This window comes from Prochlorococcus sp. MIT 1318, assembly GCF_047304505.1.
Taxonomy (GTDB): Bacteria; Cyanobacteriota; Cyanobacteriia; order PCC-6307; family Cyanobiaceae; genus Prochlorococcus; species Prochlorococcus marinus_D.
Window position 1 is genome coordinate 2,438,544 of sequence record NZ_CP138958.1, and the last position, 15,819, is coordinate 2,454,362.

General features: G+C 49.0%; 13 protein-coding genes and 1 tRNA gene. 7 read left to right on the top strand and 7 right to left on the bottom strand.

The window, feature by feature from the left end; all coding sequences use genetic code 11:
• Positions 1-14: 14 nt before the first annotated feature.
• Positions 15-3,689, top strand: a complete 3,675-nt coding sequence (locus tag SIB66_RS12260; RefSeq protein ID WP_063406103.1) for a hydantoinase B/oxoprolinase family protein — start codon at positions 15-17, stop codon at positions 3,687-3,689.
• Between the two features lie 109 nt (positions 3,690-3,798).
• Here SIB66_RS12260 and SIB66_RS12265 read toward each other — a convergent pair whose 3' ends face one another.
• The 6 genes from SIB66_RS12265 to SIB66_RS12290 all read right to left on the bottom strand — a co-directional run bounded on the left by SIB66_RS12265 (position 3,799) and on the right by SIB66_RS12290 (position 9,567).
• On the bottom strand, positions 3,799-4,644 hold the full coding sequence (locus tag SIB66_RS12265) for a DUF4912 domain-containing protein (RefSeq protein WP_236070189.1): 846 nt from the start codon (positions 4,642-4,644) through the stop codon (positions 3,799-3,801).
• 560 nt (positions 4,645-5,204) lie between these two features.
• Positions 5,205-5,843, bottom strand: coding sequence for a TVP38/TMEM64 family protein (locus SIB66_RS12270; protein WP_063406101.1), 639 nt, complete (start codon positions 5,841-5,843; stop codon positions 5,205-5,207).
• A gap of 301 nt (positions 5,844-6,144) precedes the next feature.
• Positions 6,145-6,229 (bottom strand) — tRNA-Ser (locus SIB66_RS12275).
• A 27-nt stretch (positions 6,230-6,256) separates the two neighbouring features.
• Entirely contained in the window at positions 6,257-7,813 is a 1,557-nt protein-coding gene (locus SIB66_RS12280) for a ComEC/Rec2 family competence protein (RefSeq protein ID WP_236073698.1), read from the bottom strand.
• Between the two features lie 9 nt (positions 7,814-7,822).
• A complete protein-coding gene (locus tag SIB66_RS12285) occupies positions 7,823-8,413 on the bottom strand; it encodes a DUF4131 domain-containing protein (protein ID WP_236070188.1) in 591 nt (196 codons plus the stop codon).
• Between the two features lie 125 nt (positions 8,414-8,538).
• A complete protein-coding gene (locus SIB66_RS12290; RefSeq protein ID WP_063406100.1) occupies positions 8,539-9,567 on the bottom strand; it encodes a Fe(3+) ABC transporter substrate-binding protein in 1,029 nt (342 codons plus the stop codon).
• Positions 9,568-10,147: 580 nt separating this feature from the next.
• Between SIB66_RS12290 and SIB66_RS12295 the strand changes: the two genes are divergently transcribed.
• The 6 genes from SIB66_RS12295 (at position 10,148) to SIB66_RS12320 (ending at position 13,813) form a co-directional block, all read left to right on the top strand.
• Positions 10,148-10,444: a hypothetical protein gene (locus SIB66_RS12295; RefSeq protein WP_063406099.1), complete on the top strand. Its 297-nt coding sequence runs from the start codon at positions 10,148-10,150 to the stop codon at positions 10,442-10,444.
• A gap of 413 nt (positions 10,445-10,857) precedes the next feature.
• On the top strand, positions 10,858-11,310 hold the full coding sequence (locus SIB66_RS12300; protein WP_236070187.1) for a DNA methyltransferase: 453 nt from the start codon (positions 10,858-10,860) through the stop codon (positions 11,308-11,310).
• Positions 11,311-11,342: 32 nt separating this feature from the next.
• Entirely contained in the window at positions 11,343-11,615 is a 273-nt protein-coding gene (locus tag SIB66_RS12305) for a hypothetical protein (protein ID WP_063406097.1), read from the top strand.
• A gap of 220 nt (positions 11,616-11,835) precedes the next feature.
• Positions 11,836-12,060, top strand: a complete 225-nt coding sequence (locus SIB66_RS12310; protein WP_063406095.1) for a hypothetical protein — start codon at positions 11,836-11,838, stop codon at positions 12,058-12,060.
• Positions 12,061-12,805: 745 nt separating this feature from the next.
• Complete coding sequence (locus SIB66_RS12315; protein WP_063406093.1) at positions 12,806-13,471, top strand: Fe2+-dependent dioxygenase; 666 nt, start codon at positions 12,806-12,808, stop codon at positions 13,469-13,471.
• Positions 13,472-13,564: 93 nt separating this feature from the next.
• The gene (locus SIB66_RS12320; protein ID WP_063406182.1) at positions 13,565-13,813 is read left to right on the top strand and encodes a hypothetical protein; all 249 of its coding nucleotides are present in this window, start codon (positions 13,565-13,567) and stop codon (positions 13,811-13,813) included.
• Positions 13,814-14,165: 352 nt separating this feature from the next.
• Here the strand turns inward: SIB66_RS12320 and SIB66_RS12325 are convergent, their stop codons facing one another.
• A complete protein-coding gene (locus SIB66_RS12325; protein WP_063406092.1) occupies positions 14,166-15,779 on the bottom strand; it encodes an iron uptake porin in 1,614 nt (537 codons plus the stop codon).
• Positions 15,780-15,819: the final 40 nt, after the last annotated feature.

The window sequence follows — 15,819 nt, forward strand, 5'->3', positions numbered from 1 at the left end:
ACTGGCTCAATTGCATGCCTTGGCAGTTCTGGATCGATCGCGGCGGAACCTTCACAGATCTTGTCGGAATCAATCCCGCTGGAGAATGCATTGTCCGCAAGGTGCTCTCGGAACAGCCAGACCAGCCTGGTGATCCAGCCGTCCGAGCGATCCGGGAGGTGTTGGAGCTCAAAACAGGACAACCAATTCCCATCGGCTTGATTGAAGAAGTGCGCCTCGGCACCACCGTGGCCACCAATGCTTTGCTTGAAAATGCAGGAGAAGCAGTTCTTCTCTTCTGCAATCGTGGTTTCAGAGATCTGCTCCGCATCGGCGATCAGCATCGGCCTGAATTATTTGCTCTACAGATCCGCCGCACGCCCTTCCTGGCACGAGCCGTGATCGAGGTGCCAGGCCGCCTCGATGCCAAGGGGCAAGAAATCGAACCGATCAGCTTCGATGCAGCCCTAGAAGATGAAGTGCGGCGGCATGCCAAGGCAGGCTTGAAAAGCTGCGCCATTGCTCTCCTACATGCCTACCGCAACCCCGAACACGAACTGCACTTGCAGGACTGGTTAAATCAGCTGGGATTTAACTCCGTGGTTTGCTCCCATCAGGTCTGCCCCCTGCCACGCCTGGTGCCCAGAGGACAAACCACCCTGGTGGAAGCAACTGTTTCACCAGTACTTTTCAAGTATCTAAACCAAGTCCGCAAGGAGCTCGGGCCCTCAACACGTCTCCGCATGATGGGCTCAAGCGGTGCATTGCTGACACCTAAATGGTTACTCGCTAAAGACACAATTCTCTCCGGACCGGCAGGGGGGATGGTTGGTGCTGTCGCCGCAGCACGAGCATCAGGCCTCGCCCAACAACCTCTACTGGGGTTCGACATGGGCGGAACCTCCACCGATGTGTTTCATGTTCCTGCCGGGCAACAGGAGGAAGACTGGCAGCGCAGCCCTGAAACAGAGGTGGCGGGCCAGCGCTTAATGGCTCAGAGGTTACCAATCCACACCGTGGCAGCAGGGGGTGGATCAATCATCAGCAGTGAGGGCGAACGGCTACAGGTTGGGCCTCGCTCAGCTGGTGCTGACCCTGGACCAGCCTGTTACCGCCGTGGGGGTCCACTAACGATCACGGACGCAAATCTCTTGCTGGGTCGCCTACAGGTGAACGAATTTCCAGCGCTATTCGGCCCATCGGCGAACCAGCCCCCAGACTTATCAGTTGTGCAAAAGCTTTTTAGACAACTAGCGGGGACGATTGGCAGCACACCAGAAGACAGCGCAGAAGGTGCCTTGGCAATCGCGATCGAACGCATGGCTGATGCAATCCGACAGGTCTCGTTACTACGCGGTCATGACATTCGTGGAGGCGTGCTTGTGGCCTTCGGAGGGGCCAGTGGGCAACATGCCTGCCGGCTAGCAGCTCAGCTAGGCCTGAAGCGAGTGCTGCTTCACCCCTTAGCGGGCGTGCTCTCAGCCCATGGGATGGGCCATGCCCGTCAACGTCAATTACGCGAAAGGTCTGTGCGCGAACCTCTTAACGAAGACTTATTGGACAAACTTCAGCAGCTCATCAAGCTGGAACAAACGCAAGCAGAACAACGCCTAAAGGAATCAGGAGACCTTTCAAGTGCTGTTGACGCAGCTCCACCACAGCGTTGGGCCCGCATCGAACTGCGCTATGCATCCAGCGAACAAGGCTTGATGATCTCCTTGAAGCCAACAACTTGCATCACGGATATACAAAAAGCATTCGCGGCCGCCCACCAAAAGCGCTTTAGCTATATCCCTCCTCACAATCAGCCTTTAGTGGTGGAAAGGCTCGAAGTCGCAGTATTAGCCCATGCATCCCCAAGCGATCAAGGCAGATCAAGACGAGGTGATGTCCAACTGCATACGCCTCCACCACGGGGCGAACATCAACATGCTGAGGTGCATTGGCCAGATCTTGGCTGGCAGCAGGTGCCCCTCCATCATCGCGATCGTCTGATAGCAGGGTCTGTACTAGAAGGGCCAGCGTTGGTCTTAGAAGCTACAGGTTGCATTGTTCTAGAGCCCGGTTGGCGAGCAAGCGTGGATCAACAAGGAGCTCTTGTACTCGATGCCATCGCTGCAGATTCAGTGATTACCAAACACCCTGTAGCACTAGTCAAGCAAACGCCCGATCCAGTGTTGCTGGAGTTATTCCATCATCGCTTCATGGCCATCGCCGAACAGATGGGGGAACGACTACGTCAAACCAGTCGTTCAGTGAACATCCGCGAACGGCTGGATTTCTCTTGCGCCTTATTCGATCATCAGGGTGCACTCGTCGCCAATGCCCCTCACATTCCGGTTCACCTTGGCTCGATGGGTGAATCAGTCGCCGATCTTCTGGCACAGATTAACGCTGGCGAACACGGACCACTGCGCCCAGGCGAGACAGTACTCAGCAACGATCCCTTCCACGGCGGCACCCATCTGCCAGACATCACAGCAATCACACCTGTCTTCACCACAAGCGACAAACCAAGCTATTTCGTCGCCTGTCGTGCGCATCATGCCGATGTGGGTGGACTCACGCCCGGTTCGATGCCGCCCTTTAGTCGCAGCATCAAAGACGAAGGACTCCTCCTCCGTAACGTGTCTTTTGTGATCGATGGTCACCACGACCGCAAGAGCTGGGAGCAAAGGCTTCACAGCGGCAACATTCCGCCACGAAACCCAGCCGAATTGCTCGCCGATCTACAAGCGCAAGTCGCCGCCAACCAGTTAGGCGTTCAAGAGCTGACGGCTCTTGTCGCCAGCACAGGTGATCGGCAAATCAACAGATACATGGCCTATGTACAGGCCAATGCGGCCGAAGCAGTGCGCAAGGTGATCCAAACATTGAACAATCGCGCCTTCTCAGTAGAGCTCGACAATGGCGCAAAGCTTTGCCTGAAGATCTCAATTGATAAGCATCAGCGCACAGCAAAGCTTGATTTCACTGGCACCTCAGTCCAGGGCTCTGACAATTTCCAAGCTCCGCTCGCCGTAACAAAAGCAGCGGTGCTTTATGTCTTCCGCTGTTTAGTGAAGGAAACGATCCCACTCAACGCCGGTTGCTTTGAACCGCTTGAACTGATCGTTCCCAATGGCTGCTTGCTCAACCCGCACCCACCTGCAGCAGTCGTAGCAGGAAATGTGGAGACCTCCCAAGCACTCTGCAATCTATTGTTCGCGGCCCTAGGTGTTATGGCAGCAAGCCAGGGCACGATGAATAATCTCAGCTTCGGCGACAGCAAACATCAGTATTACGAAACGGTTGGCGGCGGCAGCGGTGCTGGCAAAGGGTTTGATGGTGCTGATGGCATACAGACGCACATGACCAATTCCCGCCTCACGGATCCAGAGATCCTTGAGCAGCGCTATCCAGTACGGCTGGAGCTCTTTGCTTTAAGGCATGGTAGTGGCGGCCTTGGGCGATGGCGTGGTGGTGATGGGCTGATGAGACAATTTCGCTTCCTGGCGCCAATGACAGCGTCGATTCTCTCTGGATCCAGACGGATTGCACCTTTCGGGCTATCAGGCGGCCTGCCGGGGGCGTTAGGAGCAAACCAACTTGAACACTTCAATGGAAAAAGAGATCCGCTGAAAGGATGCGCAACGATCAATATCGAAGCCGGAGAGGCATTGCTGATATGCACCCCAGGCGGTGGGGGTTACGGCACACCGCGTGACTAACCCTCATTAGCGATTCATCAACTCATAAACCTATCGCTGGTCTGTATGAACCAACGATTGAACCAATACAGATCAGAAGCAAACAATTAGCGAAGAGATCACCAACCGATCAGAACCAATCAGAATCAGAGGCATTATCGGGATCATTCTGCTGAGATTCACGGCGGCGGCGTAAAAACTGTCCACGACCACTATCCAACCATCCAGAGCCAGAATCATTCCTCAACCGCCTAGTGCGATCGGAACGACCATCCCCCTGAAGAGTCTCCGAGCCCATGCCAAAGCTGGGGTTGGGATGATTTGAAATTGCACGCTGATACATCTGCTCGTGCATTCCGTCATCACCAAAATCAGCAACTTCAGCAACAGACGAAGTCGGAGAAAAAGGTTTGGAGGCGAAGTCTTGCTCCTGGCGGAAAGAGCTATATGAGCGATCAGAACTCTGCTCTGAAGCATCGCTCTGAGGCACATAAACCGGTTCTGAGAACGCTAGTGACAGCCAACCTCCCTTAGGAAGCTGATAGCCAAGCTCAAGGAGATAGTCACGGCCACCCATCGGCACAGGAAGGAACCACTCATGAGCCTTGCTATCGACAAGAATTTCTTTGATGGCATGCCTACTGATCAAGGCATCGGCGTGGCTGTACAGATCAACCAGCCGCAGACATAGGGCTTTTGCCTTTGATTTTTTTGCCCGTTGCTGATCGGCTTTGCTGATACGCCAGCTGCAGCGTGCCCACTTTGAGTCTTTGGGCTGCAGTGAAACATGGCTCAAATCCTGGAGCCTATCCTCGGTCCTGCTGGGCTGCTTAGAAGCCTTTGGAGAGGCCTTGGACACCCCCGTTGGTTTAGTGACAAAGGCTTGAAAGCGTTGCTGGATTCCCTGAACCAGGCTAGAGACCCCTTTATTAGTGGACTTTTCTTGGCCGGTCACAGGAAAGTCAGCAGAAATCAAGTCAAACCATTTAGGCCATTTTTGGCTTGATAAAAACGTTTGCCAGAATCTCCTGACATTCGCAGAACAAATCTCAGCTGGAACAAAAGCCAAGAGCCCAACAGCAATCAAAAATTTTTAGAAGTGCTGATCTCTAGCAAAAACTGCTGAATGGCCAATAAGTGGAAAGAGTGCTCTCGCATGTAGGGAAACTAGAAAACAAAGGGGAATCTATGGTAAAAATTGGCTCAAATCGGTTCAAAAATCCATGCACACAGAACCATCTCTGCTGAGCCTCTTTCACTAAAGACTGATTTCAGAAAAAAATAGTGAAAACAAGACTATTTTAAATCCTATTAATTAGTGCTAGAGACCTTCTTCTTAGTAAGACCAGCTACACTAGCAAGTACAAACATCCCAAGTAGAGGAGCTCCAAACATCAAGCCAGCCCCTAGAGACCAGACCTGAACAAGTCTTTTAAGAAAGTCGAGGGAATCTCCCCAATACATTCAATGCTTCTAAAATCATCTTACATTAAAGCCAATTCCAAAGCAGTCAAGGATCCAAGATTATTCTTACTGCTATTGATTAGAGATAGAAACCTTTTTTTTAATCAAGCCAGTAATAATAGCAAGTCCAAACATACCAACCATTGCAATTATGATATATACCGAATCAGCCAATCCAGCACCAATAGCAACTGCTACAGCATCAAAAATTACAAGGCAAAGAAGCAAAGCAGACGTAAATAGCCGCCACTGTGTCCCTCCTAATCCTAAGCCGTAACTGAGGAAATCAAAAAGTCCGGTCATTAGCACTCCAGTCATTAGGAAAAAATTTCCCTCTAGTTGATTTTGATTGAAACTTTCAATTCTCTTCATTGCTTTTATTCCAACCAAGCGGCGCACAGGCTCACGCCCTAAATTTCTAGCTATCAAAAATGCCACCTGGCAAGAGATAAAGTCAGCCAAAAAAATTGTTATGTAAGCAGTTTTGAAATCAAGCACGCTTCCAGCAAGAATTGCATATGGGAGATTTGATATAACAGGGAAAATAGTACTAATACTTCTAAGAATAAATATTCCCAAAGGCGCCCATATACCCATATCCAAAACAATCTGATTAATCTGTTCTTTCCATTCAACTACAATAAAGTAATAAAAGAGAACAGCTGCTAGTACGCAAACGGAAATCAGAAGAAACTTCTGGAACTTCTTCATGTTCGAATGTCTCGATGAATTTTCATATTTAGTACCAAAAGGTTTAAGGGCAGGATTAGTAGAGCTTTTAATTTAACGCCGATTACGTTAGCAGCCTAGTGAAGCTTATCCAAAACAATCTAAAGTCTGATCAAACTTCCTAACATCCCCAAGACATTAGGACTCCATCCCCAACAAATTCTTTCTAAAGTTGAACTACCCTGAACACTTAGGACCAATTCCTCACGCTTAAAACAACAGTCATTGCAACGTTTCCACGTGAGACTGACACATCAAGACAACTCCTGATTATTTAATAAAACGGAGAGGGTGGGATTCGAACCCACGGACGGTTGCCCGTCAAACGATTTCGAGTCGTTCGCTTTCGACCACTCAGCCACCTCTCCAGTCGCCCGTAAAGACGCAAGGCAACTTTAAAACGATGAGGCCACCATTCTGAAGGAGCCGCTGGCTCTACCACTGACCCAAAGCCGTCCTGCAGTGTGTTGTAGCAACCATCGCCGCTCAAGAGAGGTTGGGACAAAACCAAGCCAGACCCCTGTCAAACCCTCTGATTTGACTAAAGGTTGACGCTCCACGTCATCCAAACCCCGACGATCACGCCAACTCCAATAGGCCTGACGCGTTGGCAGCAGATGCCAACACAAACGACCAGCTCGCAACTGCAAACTCTGCTCTGCTGCAGCAATTGGTCTCACCTCCAGGCCAGGACTGACTAACCGCTGTCCAACCTGCAAAGGCATCACACCCTGATGCTCAGCCAGCACGGTATGGGCCAGCTTTCGCCAACAAGACGCCGCCTCACTGGCAACCGGGTCCAAGACCATCGCCCAATCAAGACGGGCATGGCCAAACGCTTCACTCAGCCGACGAGCCTGCCAACAGCTACGACCATCTCCATGTGTACTAACCAAAACCGCCCGCCCACGATGCCTAGCTAGTAACCATTGACGACTGCGCTGATGCACCACCACGAGTCCATCGCCCATCTGTACAACAGCCTGCGATAACGAACAAACCAACAACGCAAGCACTCCCCAGTGACGCCAGTGACGCAATCCCGTTACCAACCAGGGCAGCAATCCCAACACCAACAACAGCACCAACCAAGGCTGGGGATGACCGGTGAACAACTGCGCCATTGGCCAAGTGCAGATCCAACGCACCAGAGCAATCAATAACCCAGCCAACTGCTGGATCGGCCAACTGATCCAATTCAGCAATGGAGCCAGCAAGCCAGCAGGCAAGAGCAAACACAACCAGGCCAACGCCATCGCTGAGAGGGTGAGCAGCACCAACAAAGGAGCAGCCAGCAGATTCGCCAATAGGGCATAGACAGGAGTGGATCCAAAATGAACAATCTGTAGTGGCAGAGTCCAGACGATTGCGGCCAAAGGAACAGCCAGCGCCGGTGCCAACCCTCGAAGCCATCTAGGTAGACGCTTGGAGAGAGCCTGCTCTAGGGGCCCTGCTGTGACGACCAATCCGGCAGTAGCTGCCGCACTCAATTGAAACCCAATCGATCGCGCCCAGGCGGGATTCACCAACAACATCAGCACCAACGTCGCTAGCAACACCCCTAGAGGACGACTGCGGCCTCCGCCCTCGTTGATCAACAACACCGTGCTACCCATCAACACAGCTCTCACAACCGACGGTTGTGGTCCGGCCAGCATCAAAAAGCTGATCAGTGCCATTGCCGCAAACGTCAAACGAAAGGGCCTTGGCAGCAACCGAGCGATCCCCAGCGACGCTCCCAACAGCACAGAAAGATGAAAGCCCGACGCCGCCAAGGCATGGGAAAGGCCAGCAACGCGGAACGCCTTAACCAAATCAAGCGGCAAATCAACTTGGGCACGACCCAACACCAAAGCCGCCAGCAATCCTCCCGAACGCGGACCTGCCAGTTGATGTAAGCGCATCGCCACCACACGGCGAGCATCGGCGATGGGCGTCCAGGGGCGTTGCAACACCTGTACCTAATCACCCCAGAATTGGCTCCAACTTCCCTGCTGCTGAAGCCGCTCCGCTGGCCCAGGCAGTAGCGAATGAGGTCCTAGAGCCGGAGCACGCAACTGACCATGCACACGGATTCGCCAACCCTGCTGCAAAAGCTGAGGGCAAGGTCGTAGCTGAACTTCACTACGGCCATGCCTCGGCAGGCCATTGATCCGATTCACCGCCAACAATGCACGGCAACTATCAGCCACAAACCTGCTATCAGGAAGCAATCGGCTATCACTAAGCAGCCGGCCTTCGAGGCTGCTTCGAAGCGGTAGGCGCGAGGAACGATCAAAAGAACCGGCACTCGCCAACAAACGCACAGGGTCCAAAGGTCCAGGCCTCGGCTGCCCCCACCAGCAAGCCCATGCCAACAACAATGGCAACATCAACGCCAATGCTGTAGCCCTGCTTTGGGTAATGCCGAGACGAATCAAGCAGAAACGAGCCGTGATCAGCAACACCACAGCAACGACAACCGTTGCCTGAGAAGGTAAGGACTGGGCACCAAGCACTAGTGCTGTCAGGGCCAAGCCTGCAACAAGCAAAGACGAAGAGAACCCTCGCAAACAAACTCAAACGACTATCTCGAGAATTCCCCTCTCTGCGCTTCGCGGTCTGCAGGGTTATAGGAAGAGCCTTGCAAAGGATCTCCCTAAGAAGGGCTCTAGCCCTGAACCCATAGCCTAAAACCCTATTTCCAACCGGATTGAGCCATCAACTGAATCGCCTTGGCATTATTGGCTCCGAGCTGGCTAATCGTGACCCGATCGGGGCGGAAAGTGCCGAACTTTTTGAGTTCTAACGACGTGCCATAGCCATTCAACGGATGTTCATAGGTGGGGCTAGCCATGCCTTGACTGCCATCGGGTGAAGCAAGAAATTCAAGCAGCTGAATCGCCTCCTTCTTATTCTTTGCATACCTTGCCAACCCACCAGCACTGACATTGACGTGGGCGGGATCAGGTGTGATAACCGTGAGCTTATTAGCAAGAGCCTTATCTTTCGATCCGCTCACACCAGCACGCATCCGCGCAACATAGTAGTGATTAACGATGCCAACGCCACAGATGCCTTGTGACACAGCACGAGCCAGGGAGACATCTCCTCCAAAGTAAGGCTGGGAAACGTTAGAGATCATTCCTTGCAACCAACTCTTGGTTGCAGCCTCACCACGCAACACAAGCTGATCAGCGACTAAAGATTGGTTGTAGACGTTGTTGCGCTTGCGTAGACACACCTTCCCTTTAAGTGAGGGGCTAGCCAGATCCGCATAAGTGCGAATACTGCCAACGTTCACCTTCGATGCATTGGCAACAATCACCCGCACGCGACGGGTCAGGCCATACCAACGACCTTGCGGATCGCGATAGGCTCGAGGGACTTCGCTATCCAATTTTGCTGAGCGCGAAGGTTGCAAAAGACCCTCTTTTGCTGCATTACTAATCCGTGCCGCATCAACAAGGATGATCACATCGGCCTGAGAGTTTGCCCCCTCTCGTTTAAGACGCTCTAACAATGAAATACCAGAAGATTCGATCAGTCGAACCTTGATCCCTGTTTGCTCAGAAAATTTCTTATAAATTTGACGATCAGTGTTGTAGTGCCGACCTGAATAAACACGTACTTCTCGAGCATTAGCAACACCGTTTTGGCTGAATCCAGTGCCAAGGGCAAGAACGGCCGCCAAGCCTGAATACGTAAGACGCGCCTTCAAAGCCATTACCAACAAACCATTAACGTTGCAAGCCTCACCCTATTGAGAGTACTCGAAGCCTCCTTGCGCATTCCATACCAGCCGCTGTAACAAATGATGCACTCAAGCCCCCGGAGGGCCAATGCGCTGATAATGGGACCTCCTCAGTAATTCTTATCATCTGCAATAGAACTAAGGAAAATGGTTATTTATGAGGCTAGAGCAGATCCTGAATAGTGTCGCATCAGACCCCCTCAGGGAGGAATTGAGAGCTAGCCTGAGTTGGTGAAGGATAGAAGGAAAATCTATGCGACCGATCGTGACAGATCGAAGTGAGCAAAGTAGTATTAGGACCTATAAATTCTTGGCCAAAAAGGCCTCCAGCCTTGGAGTGTCTGTTGGAAATATACAGATAACTACTAACAAACTAGTGCTTGAAAGGGAAGCGAAGGTGTAGTTAGAACAATCAAGTAAAAAATAGGCGTATGCACCCTTTTCTAAAGTGAATCCACCATCCGAAGGGGCCACTACGAGGCAAAAATGGACCAACTACATATAACAAGAACCTTCAGATATTTATTTTATTTTCTGGCAGGGACCCCTACGAATGATTAGACTAACATCTGAGTATTTAAACCTATGGCTAAATCCAAGAGAGAATGGAGGCATTAACCAGGACCTCTCAACAGATGAGTTGAAGAGTGTTGGTGGTGGTGTTTGTATCCCTGCGAATGCCTACACGGCAGGAATGGATGTGGATAGTGAAGGATTCAGGAAATCCCCACAAGGCTCTGGGATGACCCTAGATGATTACAAAAAGAAAGTTCGATTGGGTACAGGTCCTATAAATAAAAGTGAAGCTGGTCCGATAGGAAGAGCTGGTCCGATAGGAAGAGAACGATAATCTCAGAGTTGTCGTTAGACAACGACAAAGGAAATACAGCCACTGAAACAAACACAGACCCAAACAACTAATGAAATCATCACTGTCCAAAATAGATGGGATTTACATCGGACTAATCCTTGTTTTGATTATTACTCAAATCCCACAGTCAGTAAGGAACCACAAGATCAATGTTTGTAGAGATAACATAGAGAAATATTTTGATTACCAACGGGAGAGAAAGACAAAACAGTGGGACAAGAAGTTGAAGGATTTGTTTGACGAGACAAGACATTGTAGACACTATCTAAACAATGAAGGTGTTCGCAATAGTGGTGGTCCTTTCTTCCGTCACTAGCCTTCTTTTCGTTCGAAGTTATTTTCTGGCGCAACTCTCCAAGAATGATTAGCCTACCTTCAGAGTATTTACACCTATGACCGACTCTAAAGGAACAACAGTAAAAGATTGGAGTAAGAAAATGAATCATAGAGAGAATTGGATAACTGACAAACGAGACAGGATTATTGAAAGCAGTAAAGGGATGGAATTCGATGAAGGATCAGTCTCTGTTGGTGTAAGAAGTCTTATTGGTAATATCCATTTCTTGTTCAGTATTCTTGATGACTGTAGTTACATCAACATCAAGATAAGAGATAAACTGATGACGGTAACTGTAACTATTTCTGATTACGATATTGTCGTCAATCCCTATCTTGAAACGGATGAATGTTTAAACCAATCACAGGAGGAGGAAGATTGGATTACTTATGAATGGTTAAAGGAATATGAATTGGTTGAGTTGATGGATAAGGAATGGAGGAGGACTAATGAGGAGAAGGAAAAGATAGAGGAGGAAAGACAAAGACTTATTCAAACGGTAGATTGAACTAATGAACAATCACCATCAGGAGATGACTGATGAAAGAACCACCTCTACATCTTTTTCCTCATCAACAAAAGAAGAAGTTGAGAGATTTAGAAAATGAACTTAGGATTTATAACTTTATGAAATGGTTCATCCTACTCCTTGCTTTATTCTTCGTTGGTTATAGTTGGGAGGAGTTGGGAATTACTAAACTTGTCTTCTTTCTTTTTGGCTGTAGTTACAGTTGGTTCGTTCAAAGAGCGAACGAGAAATACAAAGAAGTTTTGAGTTGGAGGGTGATGGTCAATCCAAGTGTGGGAAAGTAGGACAAAATATAGTACTGACAAACAACCCCATTATATGACTTACCATTTGTTGTATTACATAGATGATCTTCCTACGAAACTAAAAACTGACTTGTCTTTAGAGAAGGGAGAGGAGATGTTTCACTTCTATGTTGATAACGATGACTTCAATGATGAGGTTATAGAGTTGGTTGAGGATGGAACCAAAAAAGTCATTCGTCATTATGATCCTAACTAACTGATGAGTTACTTACTCAATATCTACGATACTCCTGGACACCCTCCTACAAACCACGAGAAGATTGAAAACTTGGAAGAAGGTATCCGTGTGTTTAATAAATACGTTAACGATGACGATTATAAAGGTTTTGATATTGAATTGATAACAGAAGAATATGATGAAGTCCGATACTATGATTCAACTGAAGGAGAGGTTGAAACGTTTGATGAAAAGAGACCTGAGTGATCTATGCTTACTATTCTCTCGGGTAATACAACTGTTGGGACTGTGATACTTACAGGGTCGATATTTTTATGGTTCTACCTTTATAACAACAGGAAGATTGATGAAGATTGATAGGATTAATGAATCTGAGCTCCATCCAACCACTCCTTCATTTCCTTCACCTGTTCCTCTAGTTGCTTCAATGAATTCTTTGGAGTCAGTGTAAAGGTAGGCGTAGATAATTGCAGTGAACCCTGTTTATGTTTAGCGGATAGATTAGTCGTTGCTTTTGATTTCACTACTTGCTTGGATTCCTATACCTGTTGGTGTCGAAGTAGAGCCTTAGATGTTAGCTGAAGAACAGATAGTATTGATAGTTGCTTACTCTCCTTCCTCCTGTTCACTTCCTCCATAGAATTTTTCGTAAGTGGGTGTGAGATGGTTTCTTGTTTGATTGACCTTGAGTGGTTCACCTTGATTCTTTACTTGAGGTTGGTAGTTCATAAGGTGTATTAGTATCGATTTGGGTAGATGGAATAGTGGCATAGCGGTATCGACATAGTAAAACAACAAAGACCATACTTCTGTATTAAATGTTCGAAACTCCCACCTTTCATTCACTAAGGGATTGGGATAAAGCTTGTCTCGCACAGAGGAATTTGAAGTAGATCGAAGATTAGAAAGTTTACAGTTTTATTTATACAAGTCCTCCAGAGTTTTATAACGTCTAGGTATTGGTTATTGTGGAATTTCCTCAGCAATCTCTATGGAGCTCCTGACCCATCCATTGCTTGATGAGACCACTGTGAGCCAATTGCGTGCAACTCTCTTGGCTGACGAAACCTCATGGCAGGACGGACGTAAAACAGCGGGATATCAAGCAGCAGAAGTCAAGAACAACCTCCAGCTGGATCGCAACTCAAAAACCGCCAAAGAAAACAGCCAGATAGTGATTAAGCAGCTTGAATCTGATCCGCTTGTGAAGAGCTTTGCCTTGCCAAGGCACATCCACGGGGTGATGTTCAGTCGATCCGGCATTGGCCAGGGCTATGGAATGCATGTCGACAATGCCTACATGAGCTCAGGGCGTAGCGACCTCTCCTTCACGCTGTTTCTCAACGAGCCAGAAAGTTACGAAGGAGGAGCTCTCTGCATTCAAACGTTGCAACACAGCAAACAAGTAAAGCTGCCAGCTGGCCAGGTGATCATTTATCCCAGCACAAGCCTGCATGCAGTGGAAACAGTCACTGCTGGTGAGCGGCTGGTTTGTGTTGGCTGGATCCAGAGCTATATCAGCAGCAATGAAGACCGCACCATTCTGTTTGGCCTCAATGCTGGTGCCCGCGCCCTTCTTGCCGAGCATGGCCGTTCACCAGAACTGGACTTGATTTTTCAGGCCTACACCAACCTGCTCAGACGCCTCGGCAACTGAAGCCGGAATCATTTGATACCAAGCCAAGTAACGAATCGCCAAACAATGGTGGCGTGGAGCAGCCAAAATGAATTTCAAAATGAGCCTCTCAGCATGAGCAAAAAGTCTCCTGTAGCAATATTTCTTGCAGCTTCTGCACTGCTGGCGGCAAACGCACTTCAGCCAAATCTGAGTCACGCTGGCGAAGGCGGTGAAGGAGAGATGGGAGGACTTAAAGAGTGGACCACTGATCAAGACATCGATGCTGAAAGCAAGCCTGATGAAGATGCGAAGAAAGCTGCCAAAAAGGCAAAGAAATCAAATATTTGCGTCCCGATCGGCGAAGGAGAAAACTGCTGGTAATACTATTCTGAAATAGATTTCATGAGCAACGCTCTAAACAAAGACAAGCAAGCTCAATCATAAGGCTTCTTCTAATAAAGAAGAAGCCTTTTTTGTTAGGGCCAATAAAACTAATCTACTCAGAAAAGAGACAATATAACCCCCGAAGAAAGAGGAAGAAGTAGTTTCAGACGCCTATTACTTTGATCGTAGATTTATTCAGAAAAGAACCAATGCATATTTCCTTGGTGAAGTGTTCTGCATTACTCTCTTCTGCTTTTGAATAACTTCTAAAGACAAAAAAAGGCGCCCGGTTCAGGGGCGCCTTGATGGTCTGAAGAACCAGGGCAGAAAATCTCCTGCCTCACTGCGATCAGAACTTGAATGTGGTTAGAACTAGGCCACCGAATGCCCCGAAAGTATCAGCTCCTTTGCCACCGTACTTAGAAGATGTACCTGTTTTCTCTCCAAACGGACGGCTCAGATAGAAAACAGCTGGTGTCACAGAGATGTTGTCTGTGACCTGGAACTTGTACCACAGCTCGAAGGCCATGTTGCCGTCATCAGGGGTGTCATCGCCCTTCTGTTGGGTCACCCACTGAAGCTCAGAGACTGCTGCGCCAAGGGCATTGCCCTCAATGAAGGCATCCTTCCACACCATGCCTGCGAACCAAGCCATACTTTGGTCGCGTGTGCCATCTTTAGCCTCATCTGGCAGGTTGTAAGAAGTGAAGTCGTAACCAACACTGAATGAAGGAACAATGCCTGGCTCATCAGGCTGCCAAAAAGCTCTAAAAGCGACTCCATTGGAATCAGCACCGCAAGAACTTGTACCCATGCACTTGCTGTAGACACTGGCACCACCATTGGTTGTGCCAAAGCCTTGAGTCATACCTTGCTGGGTGTAGGCATAAGCAGCAGAGACTTGCCACTGAGGATTGCCGTAATCAATCTTGGTAAGAAACTTACCTTTGGAATTGCCGTTGCCAACTCCACCGTCTGAAGGATCACCTTTGTAGCCATTTTTGGCAACATAATTGGCGCTAATGCCAAACCTGGCATCCATCGGATCGTCGACTGGCGACTTCCATGCCAAACCTAAGCCTTGACCTGTACTTGCTCCATAGACACCATAATTACCACCCAACTTGAATGCTTTCAAGATCTGCTGGTAAACCGATGGAGCACTACCAAGCATGTAGTAGTTCTCAATCTTGGCGCCAATCCAAGCAGTGAAGTCGTCACCAATCGGGAAGGTGTACCAGAGCTTATCAACTTTAACGACGTCCTGGTTGCTATTGGCAACACTCAAATAAGCCTGCGGAACGTAACCCTTGCCGCCAAATGCACTCTCTTTGAAGTTGCCAGTTTTAAGGCGAGCATAGAGAAGATCTTTACCCGTGAAACTGGTATTTAGATCAAGCTGAAGGGTGTAGTTGAAAGTAAGTGCATCAGTTCCAAGGTAATCACCATCAGAATCCTTAAGCTCATCGGTCTCGTCGCCAGTGTAGCTGGTTCCGCCAAGAACCATATGAGTCTTACCTTTCAGCTTGGTTGTTGTCGAGAACTGAGTGGCTTCGAGTTCACCAACGCGGGCTTCTAGGCCATCAACACGGCCCTTGAGGATGGCGAGCTCCTGCTCGAATTCCTGCATCAAGCGACGTAGTTCGTCGGTGACTTCAGTGATGCGATCGAGGCAGGCATTCAATAGAGCAGCCGCTTCAAAGCGGGTCATTGCTCTGTTGCCCAGGTAGCTACCGCTTGGATAGCCAGCTACACAGCCGTAGCGCTCAATCAGGTTGCTTAGAGCCTGATAAGCCCAGTCGGTTGGGTAAACATCTTGGAATTGGGAGATGCTGGTGACCTGCTCGCTGGAGGCCGAATAATCGGACACACCTTTGATGTCTAGGTCTGCGGCATTAGCAGCCATAGGGGCCATCAGGCCCAAGGCAGCAGGTGCCACCAGCAATTGCTGGAAGAGTTTCATTTGGTTCCTCACACAAAAAGCCCAAAACATGGGCCTGCAA

What these genes read in the sequence shown, in the direction of transcription:
- SIB66_RS12305 (WP_063406097.1), top strand. Translation starts at nt 11,343, where the DNA reads ATGAAAGAACCACCTCTACATCTTTTTCCTCATCAACAAAAGAAGAAG.
- SIB66_RS12300 (WP_236070187.1), top strand. Translation starts at nt 10,858, where the DNA reads ATGACCGACTCTAAAGGAACAACAGTAAAAGATTGGAGTAAGAAAATG.
- SIB66_RS12270 (WP_063406101.1), bottom strand. Translation starts at nt 5,843, where the DNA reads ATGAAGAAGTTCCAGAAGTTTCTTCTGATTTCCGTTTGCGTACTAGCA.
- SIB66_RS12295 (WP_063406099.1), top strand. Translation starts at nt 10,148, where the DNA reads ATGATTAGACTAACATCTGAGTATTTAAACCTATGGCTAAATCCAAGA.
- SIB66_RS12260 (WP_063406103.1), top strand. Translation starts at nt 15, where the DNA reads ATGCCTTGGCAGTTCTGGATCGATCGCGGCGGAACCTTCACAGATCTT.
- SIB66_RS12315 (WP_063406093.1), top strand. Translation starts at nt 12,806, where the DNA reads ATGGAGCTCCTGACCCATCCATTGCTTGATGAGACCACTGTGAGCCAA.
- SIB66_RS12290 (WP_063406100.1), bottom strand. Translation starts at nt 9,567, where the DNA reads ATGGCTTTGAAGGCGCGTCTTACGTATTCAGGCTTGGCGGCCGTTCTT.
- SIB66_RS12325 (WP_063406092.1), bottom strand. Translation starts at nt 15,779, where the DNA reads ATGAAACTCTTCCAGCAATTGCTGGTGGCACCTGCTGCCTTGGGCCTG.
- SIB66_RS12320 (WP_063406182.1), top strand. Translation starts at nt 13,565, where the DNA reads ATGAGCAAAAAGTCTCCTGTAGCAATATTTCTTGCAGCTTCTGCACTG.
- SIB66_RS12310 (WP_063406095.1), top strand. Translation starts at nt 11,836, where the DNA reads ATGAGTTACTTACTCAATATCTACGATACTCCTGGACACCCTCCTACA.